Origin of the sequence: Saccharothrix sp. CB00851, assembly GCF_001905065.1 — a bacterium.
GTDB lineage: Bacteria > Actinomycetota > Actinomycetes > Mycobacteriales > Pseudonocardiaceae > Actinosynnema.
In genome coordinates this window covers 15,450-38,260 of the sequence record NZ_LWLC01000003.1, presented here as the reverse complement: position 1 = coordinate 38,260, position 22,811 = coordinate 15,450, and the positions used below count along the sequence as shown (strand labels likewise).

Genomic DNA, 22,811 nt, shown 5'->3' with positions numbered 1-22,811 from the left:
GCTGTTCGCCCACCACCAAACGGTTGGGTGTGATTCCGAACACTGTATTTTTGATCATGAAAAGTTGTCAACCAGGGCGCACTCGCGTGACAAAGTCGCCAGGTCGGCTCCGGAGCTGAGCACCACGCGCAGCGCCGACAGGTCGTGCGACTCCAGTTCCAGCGGACCGAGGTCGAGGATCCGCCGGAGCATGGTCGGCGCGAGCATCACCGCGGTGGCCCGGTGCCGCGCGGCCAGCGCGACCGTCCGGCTCGCGTCGAACCTCCGGGTCAGGACCGCCGTCGAGCCGAGGCCCATCGCCAGCACCAGGTGCGCGAAGCCGATGCCGTGGAACACCGGCGCGGCGATCACCGTCACCTCGCCCGACCGCAGCGGCACGCGGTCCAGGAAGTCCACCGCGGCGAACGGCGAGCGCACTTCCCGGTGCGCACCCTTGGGCGTGCCGGTAGTGCCGCTGGTCAGCAGCACGACATCGCCCGGCCGCGCCGGTCGTGGCGGCTCGTGGTCCGGTGCCGAGTCGATCAGCTCGTCGAAGCCGCTGGTGGCGAACCTGGCCACGGCGGACGGCACCTCCGCCAGCACGGGCCCGAAGTCGTCGTCGTGCACCAGCGCGACCGCCCGTTCCCGGCGCACCACGTCGGCCAGCTGCGGTCCGGCGAACCCGGTGTTGAGCAGCAGCACCCGCGCGCCGATCCGGGCGCACGCCAGCATCGCCTCCACCGGACCGCGGTGGTTGCGGCACAGCACGGCCACCACGTGCTCGGCGCCGATGCCCGCCGCGTGCAGGGCCCGGGCCAGCGCCATCGACCGCCCGTGCAAATCGGCGTAGTCGCACGGCCCGGTTTCGTCGACCACCGCTGTGGCATCGGGCCGCTCCCGCACGGCACGCCGCACGGAACCCAGCAGCGGGCCCCACGCGCGCACGTCGACCAGCGACCGCAACGCCCGATCGGGCCGGTGCGCTTGGACCATTCCGGCGCGGTGCAGCACCCGAACGCAGTGCGGCAGATGTGACACGCGGGTACCCCCGATTCTCGACAACGCCGATCATTGTTAGCCGCACCGCGGGCCGGGGCGCCAGGCTCCGATCGGGTTTGTGCATCCGCGTGAGTGTTTCGCGGACAAACTTTGTCATGCCCTTGACAAGGCTTTCGGCGGCTTGTGCGGGGTGACATCCGTTAGTAACGTACTCGCCGGTAACGTCATTTCGGTTAATTCCCAGGAGAATGCCCGTGGCATTGCGCCGTCGCCTGTTGGGGCTGCTCTTCGCCGCCCTGCTGGTCGCGCTGTGCGGTTTGTCCGTGGCGGCGTACCAGAAGGTGTTCACGTCCCGGGTGACCGTCCTGCTGCGCACCGACCACGTCGGCAACCAGCTGCAGGCCGAGTCGGACGTGAAGCTGCTCGGCGTGCTGGTCGGCGAGGTGCGGGCGATCCGCTCGCACGGCGACGGCGCCGAGGTGGAACTGGGCCTGCGCCCGGACCAGGTCGGCCGCATCCCGGCGAACGTGTCCGCCCGGCTGCTGCCGAAGACGCTGTTCGGCGAGCGGTTCGTCAGCCTCGAACTCCCCGACGACCCGGCCGGCGCGCTCGGCGAGGGCGCGGTGATCGAGCAGGACCGCACGTCCGGCGCGATCGAGCTGGAACGGGTGCTCAGCGACCTGATGCCCACGTTGCAGGCCGTGCGGCCGGACAAGCTGGCGTCCGCGCTGACGTCGATGGCGCAGGCGCTGGACGGGCGCGGCGCGACGCTGGGTCGCACGATCGTGGAGCTGGACGCGTACCTGCGCGAGCTCAACCCGCAGCTGCCGGTGCTCAAGGAGGACATCAGCCGGTTCGCCGACGTCACCGACGTGTACGCGGACGCGGGCCCGGACCTGGTGCGGGCGCTGAAGGACGCCACCGCGGTCAGCCGCACGATCGCCGAGCAGCGCGCGAACCTCGACACCGTCTACACCAGCCTCACCACGGCGTCGGCCGACCTGACCGGGTTCCTGCGCGGCAACGGCGAGACGGTGGTGGCGCTGGCCGACCGCGCCCGGCCGACGCTGGAGCTGCTCGCCACCTACTCGCCCGAGTTCCCGTGCGTGCTCGACGCGGTCAACGCCATCCGACCGCGGATGGACGAAGTGCTCGGCAAGGGCACCGACCAGCCGGGCCTGCACGCGGAGATCACCGTCGTGCCGCCGGGGGAGAAGTACGTGCCGGGTCGCGACGACCCGGTGCACCAACGGGGTGGCGCGCCGCACTGCCCGGCCGGACCGGTCAACGCCGTCGCGCCGGACCAGGTGCCCGAGTGGGCGGGCCTGCTGGTGGGCGGCCGGACCGGGGGAGTCCGATGAGGAACATCGCCGCGCCCCTGACCAAGTTCGGGATCTTCGTCGTGGTCACGGTCGCCGCCACCGGGTTCCTGGCGGCCACCATCGCGGGCAGCCGGGTCGGCTCCACGGCCGAGTACGCGGCCCGGTTCACCGACGTCACGACGTTGGCCGAGGGTGACGACGTGCGCATGTCCGGCGTGAAGGTCGGCCAGGTCGAGTCGCTGGAGCTGGTGGACGACGAGCTGGTCGACGTCACGTTCTCGGTGGCCGACGGCCGGTCGCTGTCCGCCGACGTCACCGCGACCATCAAGTACCGCAACCTGGTCGGCCAGCGGTACATCGCGCTGGAGCAGCCCGCCGGACGGGTCGGGGAGGTGCTGCCGCCCGGCGGTCTCATCCCGGTCGAGCGGACCACCCCGGCGCTGGACCTGACCACGTTGTTCAACGGGTTCAAGCCGCTGTTCCAGGCGTTGGACCCGGAGGACGTCAACAAGCTGTCGCACGAGATCGTCCAGGTGTTGCAGGGCGAGGGCGGCACGGTGGAGAGCCTGCTCGCGCACACCGCGTCGCTCACCTCGGCGCTGGCCGCCAAGGACGACGTGATCGGCAAGGTCGTGACGAACCTGAACGCGGTGCTGGAGACGGTGAACTCGCGCGACGACCGGTTCGGGGAGCTGCTGACCGCGCTGCGGCAGCTCGTGTCCGGGTTCGCCGCCGACCGCGAGCCGATCGGCAACGCCATCACCGGCCTGGCCGCGTTGAGCGACAGCACGGCGTCGTTGCTGGAACAGGGCAGGCAGCCGCTCAAGGAGGACATCGCCGCGCTCGGCCTGCTCGCGGGCAACCTCGCCGACGCGCCCGAACTGGAGCCGTTCGTGCGGAACCTGCCGGTGAAGTTCGAGGCGATCGGCCGCACCGCGTCCTACGGCTCCTGGCTCAACTTCTACCTGTGCTTCGCCTCCTCGCAGGCGCCACCCGCGCCCGGCGGACCGCCGGTCGGCCTGCCCGTCACCGAATCGAGGTGCCACCGATGACCCGCAGACCGGTGCTGCTGGGAGCCGTCGGGCTCCTGGTCATCGCGGTCACCGCCCTGCTCACCTTCTTCCTGGAGGACCTGCCGTTCTTCGGCGGCGGCACGGAGCACACCGCCGAGTTCACCGAGGCGGCCGGCCTGCGCGTGGACGACGAGGTCCGCGTCGCGGGCCTGAAGGTCGGCACGGTGACCGACGTCGGGCTGCGCGAGGGCAAGGTGCTGGTGACGTTCCGGGTCGGTGGTGTCGAGCTGGGCGACCGCAGCCGGGCCGAGATCCGGATCAAGACCCTGCTGGGGCAGAAGTACCTGGCGCTGGACTCCGAGGGCCGCGACCCGCTCACCGACACCATCCCGGTCGAGCGCACCACCTCGCCGTACGACGTGATCGAGGCGTTCAGCGGGCTGTCCACCACGGTGAGCGAGATCGACGCCGACCAGTTGGCGGAGAGCTTCCGGGTGCTGTCGGAGACGTTCCGCGACTCGCCCGAACACGTGAAGCAGGCGTTGGAAGGTCTGTCGGCGCTGTCGAAGACGATCTCCTCGCGGGACGAGCAGCTGGCGTCGCTGATCAAGGGTGCGAACCAGATCAGTGGCGCGTTGGCGGAGCGCAACAAGGACTTCGCCGCGCTCATCACCGACGGCAACCTGCTGCTGGCGGAGATCGGGCACCGCCGGGACGCGATCTCGAAGCTGCTCGACGGCACGCGTGCGCTGTCCCGGCAGCTGTCCGGCCTGGTCGCGGACAACAACGAGCAGCTGCGACCCGCGCTGGAGCAGCTGGAACGGGTCACCGACGTGCTGCGGAACAACCAGGACGCGCTCGACCGCGGCCTCGCGCTGGCCGGGCCGTACTACCGGGTGCTGAACAACTCGCTGGGCAACGGCCAGTGGGTGGACACCTACCTGTGCGGGCTCGTGGTCGACCCGGGCGCGCGGCGCGACTGCCCGACGGGAGGCCGCTGATGTTCGTGCGGACGCGGGGCAGGCGTCGGCTGGTGGTGGCGCTGGCGCAGGGTTTCGTGCTCGTGCTGGTGGCGGCGGTCGCCGTGTGGTGGATCTTCCTGCGGCCCTCGCCGACCCGCGTCACGGCCTACTTCACCGCCGCCGTCGGCGTGTACGAGGGGTCGGACGTGCGGGTGCTGGGGGTGAAGGTCGGCCGGGTGGTCGGCGTGCTGCCCGACGGCGCGTCGGTGCGGGTCGACCTGGAGCTCGACCACGGCGTGGACGTGCCCGCCGACGCCCGAGCCGTGGTCGTGTCGCCGAACATCGTGGCCGACCGGTACGTGCAGCTCACGCCCGTCTACACCGGGGGTGACCGGATCGCGCCCGGTGCGGTGATCACCAGCGCGCGCACCGCGGGCACGGTCGAGCTGGACGAGCTGTACGCCAGCCTCGACACGTTGTTGACCGCGCTCGGCCCGGACGGCGCGAACCGCGAGGGTGCGTTGTCCGACCTGCTCAACACCGGTGCGGAGAACCTGGACGGCAACGGTGCGGCGTTCGGCGAGTCGATCCGGCAGCTGGCGGACGCGGCGCGGACGTTGGCCGGGTCGCGGGACGACCTGTTCGGCACCGTGGACAACCTCCAGTCGTTCACGGCGATGCTCGCGGCGAACGACGAGCAGGTGGGCACGCTGGCCGACCGACTGGCCGACGTGTCCGGGTTCTTCGCCGCCGAACGGGACGACCTGGGTGCGGCGCTGGGCGAGCTGGCCACCGCGTTGGAGCAGGTGCGGGACTTCGTGCACGACAACCGTGACCGCGTCAAGTCCAGTGTGGACGACCTGGCTGTGCTGACGGGGCTGCTGGTGCGGCAACAGGAGTCGCTGACCGAGATGCTGGAGGTCGCGCCGCTCGCGTTGCACAACGTGGTGAACGCCTACGACCCGGCCACCGGGACGTTGAACGCGCGGGCCAACCTGAACGAGTTCGTGACCGATTTGCTGAGCGTCCCGGGGGGTGTGCGGTGAAGAGGTTGGCGGCGGTGGGGCTCGTGCTGGTGCTGACCGGGTGTTCGGCGCTGCCGAGCGCGTACGACCTGCCGCTGCCCGGCGGCGCGGACCTCGGCGACCGGCCGTACCGGGTGACCGTCGAGTTCGACGACGTGCTCGACCTCGTGCCACACGCCGGGGTGAAGGTGGACGACGTGGCGGTGGGCAAGGTCGAGGACATCGGGCTGTCCGAGGACGGCTCCACGGCGTTGGTGCGGGTCGTGGTGCGCGGTGACGTGCTGCTGCCCGCGAACGCCCTCGCCCGGCTGCGGCAGTCGAGCCTGCTGGGGGAGAAGTACGTGGAGCTGGCCGTGCCCGAGGAGCGGTCCGCTTCGCCGCTGGTGGACGGCGCGGTGATCCCGGTGACGCGGACCAACCGCAACCCCGAGGTGGAGGAGGTGTTCGGCGCGTTGTCCATGCTGCTCAACGGCGGCGGTATCGCGCAGGTCCAGGACATCTCGCGGGAGCTGAGCGCGGCGCTGTCCGGCAACGAGGCCGCCGTCAGGTCGCTGCTGTCCACTGTGGAGTCGTTCGTGGGCGCGATGGACTCGCACAAGGACGAGATCACGCGCGCGCTGGAGGGCATGGACAAGCTCGCGTCGTCGTTGGAGTCGCGCAAGGGCGACATCGGCGAGGTGCTGGACGGGTTGGAACCGGGCTTGCGCGTGCTGCACGAGCAGCGCGGGCGGTTGGTGGGGCTGCTGGACGCGTTGCGGGACCTGTCCGACGTCGCGGTGGACACGGTGAACCGCGGCCGCGACGACCTGGTGGCCGACCTGCGGGCGCTGGAGCCGACCCTGCGGCGGCTCGCCGAGTCCGGGCAGGACCTGCCGCAGTCGCTGGAGATGCTGCTGACGTTCCCGTTCACCGACGCCGTGCTGGACGGCATCAGGGGCGACTACCTCAACACCTACCTGACGTTGAAGCCCGGAGGGCGTTGATGACCACCCGGCGGATCAGGTTGCAGATCGCGTTGTTCTCGGTGATCGCGCTGCTCGGCGTCACCTACGTGAGCGCGAAGTACGTGGGGCTCGTGGTGGTGGACGACGGGTACGTGGTCCGGCTGGAGCTGGCGCGGACCGGTGGGCTGTTCACCGGCGGCGAGGTGACGTACCGGGGCGTGCCGGTGGGCCGGGTCGGGCCGATCCGGTTGGGTGACGGGCAGGTCGAGGTCGAGCTGCGGATCGAGGCGTCCGCGCCGCCGATCCCGGCGGACCTGGAAGCCGTGGTCGCCAATCGTTCGGCGGTGGGCGAGCAGTACGTCGACCTCCGGCCGAAGGGCAGCGACGGGCCGTACCTGGGTGAGGGTGCGGTGATCCCGCGCTCGCGGACCACGCTGCCGTTGCCGGTGGAGCAGGTGCTGACCAGCCTGGACGACCTCGCGCGCTCGGTGCCGGTGGAGTCGCTGCGGACCGTGGTGGACGAGCTGGACCAGGCGTTGCGGGGTACCGGCCCGGACCTGCAGGTCCTGCTGGACGCGACGACGGAGTTCATCGGGACGGCCGGTGCGCACCTGCCGCGGACCACGGAGCTGCTCAACGACGCCGTCACCGTGCTGGGGACGCAGGTCGACCACTCGGCGGCGATCAACTCGTTCGCCGACAGCGCCCTGCTGGTGGCCGAACGGCTCCGTGCGGCGGACGGTGACCTGCGGCGGGTGATCGGGGCGGTGCCGGGTGCGGCGACGGAGGTGAGCGCGCTGCTGCGGGAGTCCGGGCCGAACCTCGGGATCGTGCTGGCCAACCTGCTCACCACGGCGGACGTGCTCGTGACGCGGCAGGGCGCGTTGGAGGAAGTCCTGGTCACCCTGCCGGACGCGGTGTCGGTGGGCGCGTCGACGGTCGCGTCCGGCCAGGCGCGGTTCGGGCTGGCCCTGACGTTCTTCGAACCTCCGCCGTGCACGGCGGGCTACGAGACCACACCGCGCAAGGGCGGCCTGGACACCTCCGTCGGCCCGTTCAACACCGCCGCCGGCTGCACCCTCCCTCCCGGTTCCGCCACCGGCGTCCGGGGTTCCCAGAACGCACCGCGCTAGCGGGCGGACATCACCCAGCCCGACCAGTCCACCAGTTCGGCCACTCGTGCCTTCCCCGCTCGTCGGGCGGCGGCCAGGTCTTTCGGCAGGCGGCCGGCGGCGCGCAGTTGTGCCCACTGGTCGGCGTTGAGGGTCAGTGCCCGGATGCCGAGGTCGGCGAGCGCCGGCACGTCGTCGACCTCGGTTTCGGAGAGGTCGAGGGAGGACAGCGCGGGTAGGCGGGCCAGGTCGGCGACCCGCACCGGGAGGTCCTTGACGGTGAGGTCCCACAGCGCCGGGTGTCCGGACAGGACGGACAGGTCGGCGTGCCGTGCGTCCAACTTGAGGCCCTCGACCGTGTCGGGCAGCCGCAGGTCGACGTGGCCGGCCCGGTTGATGCGCAGCTCTCGGACGCGCGGTGTCGCGGTGAGGGCGCTCAGGTCGAGTGTTTCGGCGTCGTTGAGGTAGAGCTGCTGCACGGTGTCGCGGTGGGGGATCTCGCGCAGCACGTCGGCCAGGTCGCGGTCCCCGACCCGCTCCGACGCGTTGTACGGGTCGTCACCGTCGGGCAGGGAGATGTCCGGGTAGCCGTCCCACTCGACCTCGCCGGCGTCCAGCTCGGCCAGGACCGCCTCCATCCGCGCGGTGACCGACTCGGCGATGTAGCCGACCGGTCCGTGGTAGTCGCGGCCGTAGACGAGGAGTTGACCAGGCCGTCCGCCGGGGCCGGGGTCGAGGTCGAGGGCGCAGTAGTTGCCCCCGAAGTCGGAGGCGACCACGACCCACCAGTCGTTGCGCGACACCCGGCGCACCAAGCCGGGCGGGTCGGCCTCCAGCACGACCCGGTTCAGGCCGAACAGGTCCTCGTCCCAGCCCCAGGCGCCCGGTTGACCTTCGAGGTACTCCGAGGCCACGCCCTCCAGCGAGAGCAGGCTGTAGCGGCCCATCAGCCCGGTCTCGTTGCGGTCGTCGCCGATCAGCCGGTACAGCGCGCGCACGTCCTCCGGCAGCCGCAGCCCCATCTCCCGCTCCGCGGCCACCAGGTCCGCTTCCGTGCGCGCCTCGCCGAACTCCGGTGCCTCGCCCGAAAGCCGTTGGTAGTGCTCGGTGAACCGGGCGACCAACCCGGCGACGTGCGCCAGCACCGAGGGGTCGGTCGGCTCGTCGGTCGGAGCCGCCGCCCCGGTGCGCGGCATCCCGGGCCGCGGGTGGCCGGGGTGGCGGTAGTCGGAGTCGAGCACCACGGTGTTCACGGCCGCCGCGGATGCGGCGAACGCGTGCCGGAACGTCCAGCCGCCGCTCCCGTCCGACGACACCTCCATCACCAGCGGGCGGTCCTCGCCGGGACCCCGCAGCGACGCCCCCAAGGCTTGGAGCAGGGTGAACTCGCGGGCGTGATCCCTGCCGTCGAGCACGTTCGCGCGCTCAGGGAACGTGCGGAACTCCATGACGCCGCCGGAGATCTCGACCTGCCAGGTGCTTTCGCGCGTCGGGTCGAGCTGACCGCGCACCATGCGCACCAACTCGTCCACCAGCGCTTCACGATCTTCAGTCACGGGCGTGAGCATGCCGGCGGACACCGACAGACTACGTGGGGGAGACGTAGAGCCAGGTCCCGTCCTCGCGGACGAAGCGGCTGTTCTCGTGCAGCACGTCGCGGTGGCCCTGCCACCGGTAGTGGGCGCGGAACTCCACGGTGCCCGTCGTCTGGAACGGCGTGCCGCCGCTGTGCGAGAGGATCTCCAGGTGGGTCCAGCGCTGGTCCGGGTCGAGGTCCAGCGAGGCCGGGCGGGTGCTCGGGTGCCAGGTGGCCAGCAGGTAGTCCTCGTCACCCAGCGCGAACGCGCTGTACCGGGAGCGCATGAGGGCCTCGGCGGTCGGCGCCCGGCGAAGGCCCCGGTGCAACGGGCCGCAGCACGTCTCGTACGACTCACCCCGCCCGCACGGGCAGCGCTCGCTCATTCCGGCCGGTCGCAGGCCGTGCGGCCGGAACGGTCGTAGCGCACCCACGCCAGCGCGTTCTCCGCCTCGCGGTCACCGGCCGCCGCCTCCGCCGACAACGCCGCGTGCACCTGGTAGCGCAGGTCGGCGGGCACGGCTGGGTTGGTGAGCAGGTTCGCGCGGATGACCGGGCTCGGGTCGTCGGCGAGCGCCGCCAACGCCTCGGCGGGCGCGGACGGGTCGGTCGACAGCGCCTCGCGCACGGCGGCGGGCATCGGTTCGGTCACGTGACCAGGATATGTGCCTATCACGGCATATAGAGGAAGCGGCCCCCTCCCGTTGACTGCCAGTCGGGGAGGAGGCCGCTTCGGGGCCGGAACTACGGCATCAGCCGCACGCCACACCGTTCAGAATGGGAGAAGTGAACGGTGGGGTACCGCCGCTGTAGCTCGCGTTGTAACCGATGGTCGCGGTACCACCGGTCGCGAGCGTGCCGTTCCAGGACGCGTTGCCGACGCGGACGATGTCGCCGCCGTCGGTCCACGTCCCGTTCCAGCCCTGGGAAACGGTCACACCGGGCGCGGAGAACGTGAGGGTCCAGCCGTTGATCAGCGCGCCCCGGTTCTCGATGACGATCTCACCGGTGTAACCGCCGGACCACTGGCTCACCACGCGGTGCGTCACCCGGCATCCGTCCCCTGGAGGCGGAGTGGTGGTCGTGGTGGTAGTGGTCGTGGAAGTAGTGGTGCTCGTGGTTGTCGAGGTCGTGGTGGACGTCGTCGTGGTGGACGTCGGGCCGGCCGCGATGGCCAGGTCGTACGCCCGCTGCGGCACGAACTGGCCGGCCTGCGCGATGCAGCCGTCGGCCTCGCCGGGCAGCTTGACCCACAGGAACGCGGCGATGCGGGAGTCGCCCGTGTTGGTGGTGCTGGGCGTGCCGATCGCGCGTCCGGCGGGGTCGCACCACTCGGTGCCCAGCGGGCCGTTGCCGTTGCGGCTGGTGTCGATCACGGCGGTCAGCCTGCTGTCACCGACGGCGTTGAGGATGTTCTTGGTGTAAGCCACCTCGTCGGACGTGCGGCGGTAGTTCGACACGTTCGAGGAGATGCCGTCGGCGCTGTTGGAGATGTCGGCGGCGCGCAGCCGGTTGGCGGCCTCCGACGGGGTCAGCCACGCGGAGTTGCCGATGTCGTAGTAGACCTTGGCCTGCCCGGAACCGGACTTGAGCTTCTTGCCCGCGTACGCCATCGACGCCCTGGTCTCGGCCTGCTGGGTCGAGCTCTGGCAGTTGGTCATGATCGGCAGCACGTCGGGCTCGAGCACGATCCACGCCGGCCGACCCGCCAACCCGGCCGCGACCTCGTCCACCCACGCCCGGTAGGCCGAGTGCGAGGGGGCGCCGCCGCCGCTGGCACCGCCGCAGTCGCGGTTGGGGATGTTGTAGACGACCATGATCGGGATCTTCCCGGCCGACGCCGCCGCGCCGACGTAGGAGCTGACCTCCGAGCGCACCGTCGAGGTGTTGGTGGTGGTGAACCACCGCGCCGCGGGCACCGAGGCGATCCGGTCGCGGATCACCGCCGCCCGCGAGTCACCGGGGTTGGCGGCGACCCACCTCGCACTCGAGGTGTTCGGGTCGGTGTAGAACGCGGAGTCGGCCGCCTGCGCCGTGGTGGCGCCGCCGCCGAGGACCAGGGCCACCGCACTGGCCACCAGCGCGCTGGACAGCGCTCCTGCCGTGGCCACCCTGGCCTTGTGCCGCGGTCGTCGCACGTCGTGGCTGGATTCGTGGGCGTTGTGTGCTCGCATCGGTAGTCCTCGCAGCGTCGGTGCTGAACGGGGGCTGGCTCGGCTGGGAGCGCTCCCAGGTGGCAGGACTGTAGCCAGTGGGAAACGGTGAAGAAAAGAGGCCGTGATCGGCCGGTGACCCGCGCCGTTTTATACGGTCCGTGAAGGAAACGCCGGATGAACCGCGCCTGAGATGGCTTGGCGGCCGACGAACGGGGCGTTCGCCACTGACTGTGTTCATTTTCCGGGCTCGCTGGTCTGACCGGGTGATTGAGACGCAGGTCACGGCCGTGTCGAAGTTGATGTCGAAATTTCGTCGAATTACACCGTGCAGCGGCACGAGTGCTAGCCCGAAAAGTCCATCTCTGGTGCATTGAACCGGACATTCCTAGTCTGGGAACGCTCCCAGTCCCCCTCGGACCCTGTTCTCGACCCGGAGGCAACGCAATGACGCGCACTCCCTCCCGACCCGTGGCGGTGGCCGTGACGACGGCCCTCCTGGCGGCCGTCGCCCTCACCGCCACCGTGCTGGTGCCCCACCTGCGACCGGTGGCCACCGCGCAGGTGGCGGCCCAAGCCGACCCGCGGGTCGAGCAGCTGCTCGCCCGCATGTCGCTGGACGACAAGGTCGGCCAGATGACCCAGGTCGACCGCGGCGCCCTCGACTCGCCGCAGGACCTGGCCACCTACCGGATCGGCTCGCTGCTGTCCGGCGGCGGCTCCGCGCCGGCCTCGAACACGCCCCAGTCGTGGGCCGACATGTACGACAACTTCCAGCGCACGGCCATGTCCACGCCGCTGGGCATCCCGCTGATCTACGGCGTGGACGCGGTGCACGGGCACAACAACGTGCGCGGCGCGACGATCTTCCCGCACAACATCGGCCTGGGTGCCACGCGCGACCCGGAGCTGGTCGAGCGCATCGGCGAGGTCACCGCGAAGGAGGTCGCGGGCACCGGCATCGACTGGAACTTCGCGCCCTGCCTGTGCGTGGCGCGCGACGACCGGTGGGGCCGCACCTACGAGTCGTTCGGCGAGGTGCCGGAGATCCCCACCGCGATGACCACCTACATCGACGGCCTCCAGGGCGCCACGCTCGGCGGCACGCCCAGCTCGGTGCTCGCCACCGCGAAGCACTTCATCGGCGACGGCGGCACGGACGGCGGTGACGACCAAGGCGACGCGCGGATCAGCGAGCAGGAGCTGCGCGCGGTGCACCTGCCGCCGTTCAAGGCCGCCGTGGACCGGGGCGTCGGCTCGGTGATGATCTCCTACAGCAGCTGGAACGGCGTCAAGGCGCACGGCCACCGCTACCTGATCACCGACCTGCTCAAGACCGAGCTGGGCTTCACCGGGTTCGTGGTCTCGGACTGGGCGGGCATCGACCAGATCGACGGCGCCACCGGGTTCACCGGCGCCGAGGTCGCCGCCGCCGTCAACGCGGGCATCGACATGGTGATGGCGCCGACCGACTACCAGCGGTTCACCAGCCTGCTCAAGGCCGAGGTGCAGGCCGGTCGGGTGACGATGGTTCGGATCGACGACGCCAACCGCCGCATCCTGACCAAGAAGTTCGAGCTGGGCCTGTTCGAGCGCCCGCTCACCGATCGGTCGCTGACCTCGACGATCGGCTCGGCCGCGCACCGCGACCTGGCCCGCCAGGCGGTGCGGCAGTCGCAGGTGCTGCTGCGCAACGACGGCGTGCTGCCGCTGGCCAAGTCCGGCAAGTACTTCGTGGCGGGCAAGTCGGCCGACAACATCGGCTACCAGAGCGGCGGCTGGACGATCTCGTGGCAGGGCGGCAGCGGCAACATCACGCCCGGCACCACGATCCTGCAGGGCATCCGCGACGCGGTCGGCTCGGGTGCGACGATCACCCACGACCGGTACGGCACCGGGGTCGACGGCTCGTACACCGCGGCCATCGCGGTGGTGGGGGAGACCCCGTACGCCGAGGGCCAGGGCGACCGGCCGTCCGGCCTGGGCATGGACCGCGAGGACCTGGAGACGATCAACCGGCTGCGCTCGGCGGGCGTCCCGGTGGTCGTCGTGCTGGTGTCCGGGCGCCCGCTCGACTTCGCGGGCCAACAGAACCAGTGGGACGCGGTGCTCGCCTCATGGCTGCCCGGCACCGAGGGCCGCGGCGTCGCCGACGTGCTGTTCGGCGACTACAACCCGACCGGCAAGCTGCCCGTGACCTGGATGGCGAGCGGCTCGCAGCAGCCGATCAACGCCGGTGACGGCAAGGCCGCCCTCTACCCGCTCGGCCACGGTCTGAGCTACGGCCCGACCACGACCACCACCACGCCGACCAGCACGACAACCACAACCACCACAACGACGACGACCACCACGACGACGACCACCACGCCGCCGACCAGCAGTTGCGTGGCCACCGCCCGGATCGTGAGCGCCTGGCAGGGCGGTTTCCAGGTCGAGGTCACCGTCACCAACACCGGCACGACCCCGATCTCCGGCTGGCTCATCACCTGGACCAAGCCGGTCGACCAAACGATCCACCAACTGTGGAACGGCCGGATGACGGTGTCCGGAACGTCGGTGTCCGTGGAGGGTGTCGGCTGGAACACCACGATCCCGCCGGGTGCTTCGGTGTCCTTCGGGTACACGGCGAGCGGGCCGGCGGTGGCGCCCCAGCTGACCTGCCGACCGAGGTAGCGGAGACCGCGGTGACGTTCTGGGAGCGCTCCCCCACGCTGGGTCATTCAGTCCAACGGCCGCCGACGTTCGGCGCAGCTTCTGAAGGCCTTCAGGTCGTAGTTGTCAAGGCTTTGTGGCTGAACCCTCTTTTCACGGTGTTTCGATGCCGTTACAGTCCCCGACTGGGAGCGCTCCCAGAAACCTCCACCGCCCTGCCCCCTCGGAGGCACCGCATGCGACGACGCATGTCCGGAGCACTGGCCGGCACGCTAGCTGTGCTGGTCAGCGCCTTGACGCTGACCCCGTTCCAGCCGTCCGCGACGGCCGCGCCCGCGTTCAACTACGGCGAGGCCCTGCAGAAGTCGATCTGGTTCTACGACGCCCAGAGGTCGGGCGACCTGCCTGCGGACAACCGGGTGAACTGGCGCGGTGACTCCGCGCTGCGCGACGGCAGCGACGTCGGCCTGGACCTCACGGGCGGTTTCTACGACGCGGGTGACCACGTCAAGTTCGGCCTGCCGTTCGCGGCCACGATGTCGATGCTCGCGTGGGGCGCGGTGGAGAACCGCGCCGCCTACGAGAGCTCGGGCCAGCTGCGGCACCTGATGGCGAACCTCAAGTGGGGCACGGACTGGATCATCAAGGCCCACCCGTCGCCGAACGTCGTCTACGGCCAGGTCGGCAAGGGCGACGACGACCACAAGTGGTGGGGCGCGGCCGAGGTCATGCAGATGGCCCGCCCGGCGTACAAAGTGGACGCCTCCTGCCCCGGTTCCGACCTCGCGGGCGAGTACGCGGCGGCGATGGCGTCGGCCTCGATGGTGTTCAAGCAGACCGACCCGACCTACGCGGCGACCCTGCTGACCCACGCCAAGCAGCTCTACACCTTCGCCGACACCTACCGCGGCAAGTACAGCGCCTGCATCACCGACTCGGCGAACTTCTACAACTCCTGGAGCGGCTACCAGGACGAGCTGGTGTGGGGCGCGATCTGGCTGTACCGCGCCACCGGTGACGCGAGCTACCTGGCCAAGGCCAAGGCGGAGTACCCGAAGCTGTCCACCGAGCCGCAGACCACCACGCGGTCGTACCGCTGGACCATCGCGTGGGACGACAAGTCCTACGGCGCCTACGCCCTGATGGCCAAGCTGACCGGTGAGGCCGAGTACGTCGCCGACGCCAACCGGTGGCTGGACTACTGGACCACCGGCTACAACGGCAACCGCGTGCGGTACTCCCCGGGCGGCCAGGCGCACCTCGACACCTGGGGCTCGCTGCGGTACGCGGCGAACACCGCGTTCGTCGCGCTGGTCTACAGCGACTGGCTGCGCGAGCGCGACGCCGCCAGGGCGACCACCTACCACGACTTCGGCGTGCGGCAGATCAACTACGCGCTGGGCGACAACCCGCGCAGCTCCAGCTACGTCGTCGGCTTCGGCGCCAACCCGCCGAAGAACCCCCACCACCGCACCGCGCACGGCGCTTGGGCCGACACCATGCAGGAGCCGGTGACCAGCAGGCACGTCCTGTACGGCGCGCTGGTCGGCGGCCCCGGCACGAACAACGACTCCTACAAGGACGACCGCACCGACTTCGTCGCCAACGAGGTCGCGCTGGACTACAACGCCGGGTTCACCGGCGCGCTCGCCCGGCTCTACCAGGAGTACGGTGGCACGCCGCTGGCGAACTTCCCGGTAGCCGAGGCCACCGACGGTCCCGAGCTGACCGTGCAGGCCTCGGTCAACCAGAGCGCGGCCGGCTTCACGGAGATCAAGTCGTTCGTCCTCAACAAGACCGCGTGGCCCGCCCGGATGTTCAACGGCTCGCTGCGCTACTACTTCACCCTGGACGGCGCCACCACGCCGGACCAGATCACCGTCACCACGAACTACAACCAGTGTGGCACGCCCAGCGGACCCGAGCAGCACAGCGGTTCCGTCTACTACGTCGACGTGCCGTGCCCGGGCGTGTACCCGGGTGGCCAGTCCGCGCACAAGCACGAGGTGCAGTTCCGCATCACCAGCGCGGGCACCTGGGACCCGTCCAACGACTGGTCGTACACCGGCCTCGGCACCGGCAACGCGGTCGCGCTGACCGACCGCCTGGTGCTCGTGCAGGACGGCGTGGTGCAGTGGGGCAAGGAACCCGGTCCGGCCGTGGAGGACCGCGAGGCCCCCACCGTCCCGATCGGACTGCGCGCGTCCGGCGTCGCCGCCACCAGCGCGACGCTGAGCTGGACCGCGTCCACCGACAACGTCGGGGTGACCGGCTACGAAGTGCTGCGGGCGGACGGCACGGTCGTAGGTGCCCCGGTCACCCCGACGTTCCAGCTCACCGGCCTGACGCCGGGCGAGCACAGCTTCTCCGTGCGCGCCAGGGACGCCGCGGGCAACCGGTCGGCCGCGAGCACGCCGATCTCGATCACCATCGTGGCCGGCGACGACGACGAGCCGCCCACCGCGCCCAACCGCCCGGTCGTCGGCTCCATCACCAGCACCGGCGCGACGTTGACCTGGCCCGCGTCGTCGGACAACGTGGCCGTCGCGGGCTACGAGATCCTCCGTCCGGACGCGACGGTCGCGGCGACCACGACCGCGACGACCTACACGTTCACCGGCCTGACGGCGGACACCTCGTACACGTTCACCGTCCGCGCCAAGGACACGTCCGGCAACCTGTCCCCGCCGAGCACCGGGGTGACGTTCCGGACCACGCCGGGCGGCGTCACGGGCACGCTGGCGGTGCAGCAGCGCGGCAACGGCTCGGCGAGCGCCAACCAGATCGGCGCGACGCTCGCCCTGGTCAACCGCGGCACGGCGGCGGTCGACCGGTCCACCGTCACCCTCCGGTACTGGTTCACCGGTGACACCGCCAACGCCAACTACCAGGTGTTCTGCGACTGGGCGGTGGTCGGTTGCGCCAACGTGCGCGCCACCGTCGTGAAGCTGCCCGACGCGCGACCGGGCGCGGACTCCTACCTGCAGGTGTCGTTCGCCGCGGGCACGCTCGCCGCGGGCGCGGGCACCGGCGACATCCAGCTGCGGGTTGCCAAGTCCGACTGGTCGGCCTTCAACCAGGCCGACGACCACAGCTACCGGGTCAGCTCCACGTTGGCCGACTTCGACCGGGTGACCGCCTACACCGGCGGCACCCTCGCCTGGGGCACCGAGCCCTAGCCCTCAGTCTCGGCACGGGGCGTTCTGCGCGCCCAGGCGTCCCGTGCCGACACCACTCCCCGCCACGCCCTTTGAAGCTCGCGGGTCAATGGCTGATCCGTGCAGGAGGAGGACGCATGAGGTACCGCACCAGAGCGGGACGGTTGCGCACCGGTCCGCTCGCGCTGATAGCCGCGGCGGCAACTGCCGCGGGTGTTATGCCGTTCGTCGCCCCGGTGGCGAACGCGGCCGTGGCTTGTACGGTCAACTACCAGGTCACGAGCCAGTGGCAGGGTGGCTTCGGCGCCAGCGTGTCCATTCGCAACGAGGGCGACCCGGTCACCAACTGGCGCCTCACGTGGACCTTCCCGGACGGCCAGCGCGTTCAGCAGGGCTGGAACGGCACGTTCACGCAGAGCGGCACCGGCGTCACCGTGGCGGCGCCCGGCTGGGCGCCGAACCTCGGCACCGGCGCCACCGCCACGCCGGGCTTCAACGGCTCGTGGACCGGCCAGAACCGGCCGCCCACGGACTTCGCCCTCAACGGCACGCGCTGCACCGGGCCCAACGTCAACGAGGACCCGACGGTGTCGCTGACCTCGCCGACGACCGCGCAGTCGTTCCAGGTCGGCCAGGCGATCCCGCTGGCGGCCACCGCGTCGGACACCGACGGCACCATCGCCAAGGTCGACTTCCTCGCCGACGGCGTGGTCGTCGCGACCGACACGAGCGCCCCGTACACGGGTTCGTGGACCGGCGCGACCGTGGGCGAGCACGCGATCGTGGCCCGCGCCACCGATGACAAGGGCGGGGTCGGCAACTCCAGCATCGCCAGCATCCGCGTCATCCAGGGCCAGGCGATCCAGGCCAGCCCGGCGTCGCTGACCGTGCGGCAGGGCGGCACGAACACCTTCGGCGTCTCGCTGGCCACCGCGCCGACCTCCAACGTGACGGTCGCCGTGGCGCGTTCGGCCGGCAGCACCGACCTCACGGCCGGTCCGGCGTCGCTGACGTTCACCCCGACCAACTGGTCGACCAAGCAGAACGTCACGGTCACCTCGGCGGCCAACGGCGGCGAGCCGGCCACGGCCACGTTCACCGCGAGCGCCACCGGTGCGACCGCGGCGACGGTCGAGGTGCGCGAGACCAGCGCCGAGACCTCGCCGTTCGAGCAGGAGTTCCTGGACCTCTACGCCAAGATCCACGACCCGGCGAGCGGCTACTTCCGCACCTTCTCCGATGGCCTGAAGGTGCCGTACCACTCGATCGAGACGCTGATGGTCGAGGCGCCGGACCACGGTCACCAGACCACGTCCGAGGCGTTCAGCTACTACCTGTGGCTGGAGGCGAGCTACGCCCGGATCACCGAGGACTGGTCTTCGTTCAAGAAGGCCTGGGCCTCGATGGAGAAGTACATCATCCCGGCCACGGCGGACCAGCCGACCAACAACAAGTACGACGCGTCCAAGCCCGCGACCTACGCGCCCGAGCACCCGCGGATGGACGCGTACCCGTCGCAGCTGGACTCCAACGCGCCGGTGGGTCGTGACCCGATCGCGGCCGAGCTGAAGGCGGCGTACGGCACCGACGACATCTACGGCATGCACTGGCTGCTCGACGTCGACAACACCTACGGCTTCGGCCGGTGCGGCGACGAGTCCGACGCGCTGCCCGCGTACATCAACACCTACCAGCGCGGTTCGTCGGAGTCGGTGTGGGAGACCATACCGCAGCCCTCGTGCGACACGTTCGCGCACGGTGGCCCCAACGGCTACCTCGACCTGTTCACCAAGGACGCCAGCTACGCCAAGCAGTACAAGTACACCAACGCCCCGGACGCCGACGCGCGTGCGGTGCAGGTGGCGCTGCTGGCCCAGAAGTGGGCGACCGAGCAGGGCAAGGGCGCCGAGGTGGCCCCCGAGGTCGCGAAGGCGGCCAAGATGGGTGACTACCTGCGCTACGCCATGTTCGACAAGTACTTCAAGCGGATCGGCAACTGCACCAGCCCGACCACGTGCCCCGGTGGCACCGGCAAGGACAGCGCGCACTACCTGATGTCCTGGTACTACGCGTGGGGTGGCGCGACCGACACGTCCGCGGGTTGGGCGTGGCGCATCGGCTCCGGTGCCTCGCACCAGGGCTACCAGAACCCGCTCGCCGCGTACGCGCTGGCGAACGAGCCGGCCCTGAAGCCGAAGTCGGCCACGGGTCAGCAGGACTGGGCCACGTCGATGACCCGTCAGCTCGAGCTGCTGCAGTGGCTGCAGTCGGCCGACGGCGCCATCGCCGGTGGTGTCACGAACACGTGGGAAGGCTCGTACAGCCAGCCGCCGGCCGGCACGCCGACCTTCTACGGCATGTTCTACGACGCCCACCCGGTGTGGCGCGACCCGCCGTCGAACCGCTGGTTCGGCTTCCAGGCGTGGCAGATGGAGCGCACCGCGGCGCTCTACGAGATGACCGGCAACGCGGCGGCCAAGAAGATCCTCGACAAGTGGGTCCCCTGGGCCATCGCGAACACCACCGTCGGCACCAACGGTCAGTTCCAGATCCCGTCGGACCTGGAGTGGACCGGCGCGCCGGACAACTGGAACGCCACCAACCCCGGTGCCAACGCGAACCTGCGCGTGCGCGTGCTCAACCACAGCACGGACGTCGGCATCGCCGCGTCCTACGCCAAGACGCTGCTCAACTACGCGGCCGAGTCGGGCAACGCCCAGGCGAAGACCGTCGGTGAGGGCCTCTTGACGGCGCTGCTGGCGCACAAGGACGACAAGGGCATCGCGGTGCCGGAGGAGCGCAAGGACTACAACCGCTTCGACGACGTCTACGACACGTCGACGCGTGAGGGTCCGTACGTTCCGTCGGGCTGGTCGGGCACCATGCCCAACGGCGACCAGATCAAGCCGGGTGTGTCCTTCGTGGACATCCGCTCGATGTTCAAGCAGGACAAGGACTGGCCGAAGGTCCAGGCGTACCTGGACGGCGGCCCCGCGCCGACCTTCACCTACCACCGGTTCTGGGCGCAAGCTGAGATCGCCACGGCGTTCCAGCTGCACGTGGAGCTGTTCGGGTAGGACCTGAGAAGGTCGCCGGCACCCCCCTCACGACGTGGTGAGGGGGGTGTTCGGCGTGTCTGTTGACGTCTCAATTGTCGAACGCGTTCGACGCCACATCGCGGGTGAAACAACCTTGAAACTTCGGTGTTGACTCCGGTGAGAGAGCTGTGCCACATTTCTGGCACCCCGCCCCGCTGACTCCGGTCGGCGTTGTTGTCGCAGCGATCGAAACGATTCGATTCAGTGAGCTGCACCTTCGAACAATTCGACGACCGCGAGAGGTGTGCCGTGGACCCGCTGCCGTTCCGCGATCCGGGTCTGCCGGTCGAGGACAGGGTGACCGACCTGCTCGGCCGGCTGACCGACGAGGAGAAGGTGGCGCTGCTGCACCAGCACCAGCCCGCCGTGCCGAGACTGGGGTTGGCGGCGTTCCACACCGGGATGGAGGCGCTGCACGGCGTCGCGTGGCTGGGGCCGGCCACCGTGTTCCCGCAAGCCGTCGGGCTGGCGTCGTCGTGGGACCTCGACCTCGTGCGGCGGGTCGGCGAGGCCGTCGGCGTGGAAGCACGGGGTTTCCACCACCGCGACCCGGTCGCGCACGGCCTGAACGTGTGGGCGCCGGTGGTGAACCCGTTGCGCGACCCGCGTTGGGGGCGCAACGAGGAGGGCTACTCCGAGGACCCGACGTTGACCGCGGCGATGGGCACGGCGTACGCGACGGGCTTGCGCGGCGATCACCCGCGCTACCTGCGGACGGCACCGACGTTGAAGCACTTCCTGGGCTACAACAACGAGGACGACCGCTGCGTCACGTCGTCCGACCTGCGGCCGCGGGTGCTGCACGAGTACGAGCTGCCGTGCTACCGGGGTCCGATCGAGGCGGGCGCGGCGGTGGCCGTGATGCCGTCCTACAACCTGGTCAACGGTCGTCCGGCGCACCTGAGCCCGTTGATCGGGCAGGAGTTGCGGAGGTGGGCGCCGGACGGGCTCGCGATCGTCAGCGACGCCTACGCGCCGTCGAACGTGGCCGGGTTGCAGGCGTACCTGGCGACCCAGCCCGAGGGACACGCGGCGTTGCTGAACGCGGGACTGGACAGCTTCACCGACCAGGACGCCGACCCGACGTTGATGATCGAGAGCGTCACCACGGCGATCAAGGACGGCCTGCTGGACCGGTCGGAGGTGGACCGGGCGGTCGGCAACGTGCTCGCGCTGCGGTTCCGGCTCGGCGAGTTCGACCCGGTGGACGACAACCCGTTCGCCGCCATCACGTCCGACGTGATCGGCACGCACGGCGAGCTGGCGCTGGAAGCCGCACGGCAGGCGGTCGTGCTGCTGCGCAACTCCTCCGCGCTGCCACTGGCCCGCGGCACGAAGCTCGCCGTCATCGGGACGCACGCGGACACGCTGTTCGAGGACTGGTACAGCGGCACCCTGCCGTACCAGGTGACCGTCCGAAGAGGACTGGAGGAGTTCGCCTCCGTCACCTGTGTCGAGGGCGTCGACCGGATCGCGCTGCGCACGGCGGATGGCCGTTACCTGGGTGTGCGCGGCGGTGTCGTCGGCTTGGGGGAGCGGGCGCTGTTCGACCGCTTCGACTGGGGCGACGGGGTGTGGACGCTGCGCGACGTGGGCTCGCGCCGCTACCTCGGCGTGGCCGAGGACGGTTCGCTGGTCGCCACCGCCGCCGCACCGGGCGGCTGGGACGTGCGCGAGCTGTTCGAGCCCCGGCTCACCGACGCGGGTGTGGTGCTGCGAAACACCGTCGGCGGAGCCGACAATCCGGCTACAGTCCAGGGGACCATCAGCTTGGAAAGCACCGCGTTCGAGATCGAACGGGTGGTGGACGGTATCGCGGCGGCAGTCGAAACGGCTGCCCAGGCCGACACCGTCGTGCTGGTGCTGGGCAACGACCCGCACATCAACGGCCGCGAGACCCAGGACCGCACCACGCTGCGCCTGCCGTCGCTGGACCTGGTGCGCGCGGTCCGCGAGGCCAACCCGAACACGGTGCTGGTGCTCGTGAGCAGCTACCCGTACGCGCTGGACGGCGAGGAAGAGCACCTGCCGGGCATCGTGTGGACCGCGCACGGCGGTCAAGAGCAGGGCCGGGCGGTGGCGGAGGCGTTGTTCGGCGTGTTCTCCCCGTCGGGCAAGCTGACCCAGACCTGGTACCGCTCCGACGACGACCTGCCGGACATCTTCGACTACGACATCATCCGCGCGGGCGGCACGTACCTGTACTTCACCGGCGAGCCGCTGTTCCCGTTCGGCCACGGCCTGTCCTACACCACGTTCGAGTACTCCGACCTCACGTGGGTCGACGGCGTCGCCACCGTGTCGGTGACCAACACCGGTGACGTCGCGGGCGCGGAGGTCGTGCAGCTGTACTCCTCGGCGCTGGACTCGCGGGTGCGCCAGCCGGTGCGCAAGCTCCAGTCGTTCCACCGGGTCCACCTCGCACCGGGTGAGACGGCGGTGGTCGAGCTGCGCGCCGACCAGCTCTGGCACTGGGACGTCACCACGGGGCGCCGGGTGGTCGAGGCCGGGCGGTACGAGCTGCTGGTCGGCGCGTCGTCCCGGGACGTCCGGTCGCGGCTGGTGGTGGACGTGGCGGGGGAGACCATCGCGCCGCGCGTGGGCGTCCTGCCCGCCCTGGACTTCGACGACTGCGACGGCGTGCGGCTGGTGGACGACGAGGTCGTGTTCACCCACGAGGGTGCGTGGATCTCGTTCGACGACGTGATGCCGGGGCCGCGGTCCGCCCCACCGGGCACGCGGATCTCGGTCGACGGCACGTCGCTGGTGCTCACCGCGGAAGCGGCGGGCGTGCGGGTGCGGGAGGTGCGCTGAC

General features: G+C 70.6%; 15 protein-coding genes and 1 pseudogene. 11 read left to right on the top strand and 5 right to left on the bottom strand.

The features are described from left to right. Positions 1 to 54: 54 nt before the first annotated feature. Entirely contained in the window at positions 55 to 1,017 is a 963-nt protein-coding gene (locus A6A25_RS05465; protein ID WP_143192969.1) for an AMP-binding protein, read from the bottom strand. 209 nt (positions 1,018 to 1,226) lie between these two features. On the opposite strand from A6A25_RS05465, the gene A6A25_RS05460 reads away from it, so the two are divergent. The 6 genes from A6A25_RS05460 to A6A25_RS05435 are packed head-to-tail and all read left to right on the top strand — an operon-like array spanning position 1,227 to position 7,377. Further along, positions 1,227 to 2,339, top strand: coding sequence for an MCE family protein (locus A6A25_RS05460; RefSeq protein ID WP_073886670.1), 1,113 nt, complete (start codon positions 1,227 to 1,229; stop codon positions 2,337 to 2,339). After that, positions 2,336 to 3,352 carry an MCE family protein gene (locus A6A25_RS05455; protein ID WP_073886669.1) on the top strand — a complete coding sequence of 339 codons (1,017 nt, stop codon included), beginning with the start codon at positions 2,336 to 2,338 and terminating at the stop codon, positions 3,350 to 3,352. The genes A6A25_RS05460 and A6A25_RS05455 overlap by 4 nt, the downstream gene beginning before the upstream one ends. Next, on the top strand, positions 3,349 to 4,314 hold the full coding sequence (locus A6A25_RS05450; RefSeq protein ID WP_073886668.1) for an MCE family protein: 966 nt from the start codon (positions 3,349 to 3,351) through the stop codon (positions 4,312 to 4,314). The genes A6A25_RS05455 and A6A25_RS05450 overlap by 4 nt, the downstream gene beginning before the upstream one ends. Beyond that, entirely contained in the window at positions 4,314 to 5,321 is a 1,008-nt protein-coding gene (locus tag A6A25_RS05445; protein WP_073886811.1) for an MCE family protein, read from the top strand. Before A6A25_RS05450 ends, A6A25_RS05445 begins: the two co-directional genes overlap by 1 nt. Further along, positions 5,318 to 6,283 (top strand): MCE family protein, encoded by a 966-nt coding sequence (locus A6A25_RS05440; RefSeq protein ID WP_073886667.1) that lies wholly within the window; start codon positions 5,318 to 5,320, stop codon positions 6,281 to 6,283. The genes A6A25_RS05445 and A6A25_RS05440 overlap by 4 nt, the downstream gene beginning before the upstream one ends. Beyond that, positions 6,283 to 7,377, top strand: coding sequence for an MCE family protein (locus A6A25_RS05435; protein WP_073886666.1), 1,095 nt, complete (start codon positions 6,283 to 6,285; stop codon positions 7,375 to 7,377). The genes A6A25_RS05440 and A6A25_RS05435 overlap by 1 nt, the downstream gene beginning before the upstream one ends. Here the strand turns inward: A6A25_RS05435 and A6A25_RS05430 are convergent. The 4 genes from A6A25_RS05430 to A6A25_RS05415 all read right to left on the bottom strand — a co-directional run bounded on the left by A6A25_RS05430 (position 7,374) and on the right by A6A25_RS05415 (position 11,106). Next, positions 7,374 to 8,912, bottom strand: a complete 1,539-nt coding sequence (locus tag A6A25_RS05430; RefSeq protein ID WP_158073683.1) for an SMI1/KNR4 family protein — start codon at positions 8,910 to 8,912, stop codon at positions 7,374 to 7,376. The two genes, A6A25_RS05435 and A6A25_RS05430, sit on opposite strands and share 4 nt — an antisense overlap. Positions 8,913 to 8,943: 31 nt before the next feature. After that, on the bottom strand, positions 8,944 to 9,318 hold the full coding sequence (locus tag A6A25_RS05425) for a YchJ family protein (RefSeq protein WP_073886664.1): 375 nt from the start codon (positions 9,316 to 9,318) through the stop codon (positions 8,944 to 8,946). Beyond that, positions 9,315 to 9,584: a hypothetical protein gene (locus A6A25_RS05420; protein WP_073886663.1), complete on the bottom strand. Its 270-nt coding sequence runs from the start codon at positions 9,582 to 9,584 to the stop codon at positions 9,315 to 9,317. Before A6A25_RS05420 ends, A6A25_RS05425 begins: the two co-directional genes overlap by 4 nt. A gap of 100 nt (positions 9,585 to 9,684) precedes the next feature. Continuing rightward, a complete protein-coding gene (locus A6A25_RS05415) occupies positions 9,685 to 11,106 on the bottom strand; it encodes a glycoside hydrolase family 6 protein (protein WP_083667991.1) in 1,422 nt (473 codons plus the stop codon). 426 nt (positions 11,107 to 11,532) lie between these two features. Here A6A25_RS05415 and A6A25_RS05410 point away from each other — a divergent pair. From A6A25_RS05410 to A6A25_RS05395, 5 genes and pseudogenes are all read left to right on the top strand, one after another. Further along, positions 11,533 to 13,368, top strand: a pseudogene (locus tag A6A25_RS05410) (glycoside hydrolase family 3 protein); the annotation flags it as partial. A 105-nt stretch (positions 13,369 to 13,473) separates the two neighbouring features. Further along, a complete protein-coding gene (locus tag A6A25_RS45240; protein WP_241828520.1) occupies positions 13,474 to 13,761 on the top strand; it encodes a cellulose binding domain-containing protein in 288 nt (95 codons plus the stop codon). Positions 13,762 to 13,976: 215 nt separating this feature from the next. After that, the gene (locus A6A25_RS05405) at positions 13,977 to 16,919 is read left to right on the top strand and encodes a glycoside hydrolase family 9 protein (RefSeq protein ID WP_083667989.1); all 2,943 of its coding nucleotides are present in this window, start codon (positions 13,977 to 13,979) and stop codon (positions 16,917 to 16,919) included. Positions 16,920 to 17,116: 197 nt separating this feature from the next. After that, positions 17,117 to 19,975 carry a glycoside hydrolase family 48 protein gene (locus tag A6A25_RS05400; protein ID WP_241828509.1) on the top strand — a complete coding sequence of 953 codons (2,859 nt, stop codon included), beginning with the start codon at positions 17,117 to 17,119 and terminating at the stop codon, positions 19,973 to 19,975. 225 nt (positions 19,976 to 20,200) lie between these two features. Next, complete coding sequence (locus A6A25_RS05395) at positions 20,201 to 22,810, top strand: beta-glucosidase family protein (protein WP_198932577.1); 2,610 nt, start codon at positions 20,201 to 20,203, stop codon at positions 22,808 to 22,810. Position 22,811: the final 1 nt, after the last annotated feature.

Excerpts from the sequence above, each read along its gene's own strand:
- A6A25_RS05460 (WP_073886670.1), top strand. The coding sequence starts at position 1,227 with ATGCCCGTGGCATTGCGCCGTCGCCTGTTGGGGCTGCTCTTCGCCGCC.
- A6A25_RS05455 (WP_073886669.1), top strand. The coding sequence starts at position 2,336 with ATGAGGAACATCGCCGCGCCCCTGACCAAGTTCGGGATCTTCGTCGTG.
- A6A25_RS05450 (WP_073886668.1), top strand. The coding sequence starts at position 3,349 with ATGACCCGCAGACCGGTGCTGCTGGGAGCCGTCGGGCTCCTGGTCATC.
- A6A25_RS05445 (WP_073886811.1), top strand. The coding sequence starts at position 4,314 with ATGTTCGTGCGGACGCGGGGCAGGCGTCGGCTGGTGGTGGCGCTGGCG.
- A6A25_RS05435 (WP_073886666.1), top strand. The coding sequence starts at position 6,283 with ATGACCACCCGGCGGATCAGGTTGCAGATCGCGTTGTTCTCGGTGATC.
- A6A25_RS05425 (WP_073886664.1), bottom strand. The coding sequence starts at position 9,318 with ATGAGCGAGCGCTGCCCGTGCGGGCGGGGTGAGTCGTACGAGACGTGC.
- A6A25_RS05415 (WP_083667991.1), bottom strand. The coding sequence starts at position 11,106 with ATGCGAGCACACAACGCCCACGAATCCAGCCACGACGTGCGACGACCG.
- A6A25_RS05405 (WP_083667989.1), top strand. The coding sequence starts at position 13,977 with ATGCGACGACGCATGTCCGGAGCACTGGCCGGCACGCTAGCTGTGCTG.
- A6A25_RS05400 (WP_241828509.1), top strand. The coding sequence starts at position 17,117 with ATGCCGTTCGTCGCCCCGGTGGCGAACGCGGCCGTGGCTTGTACGGTC.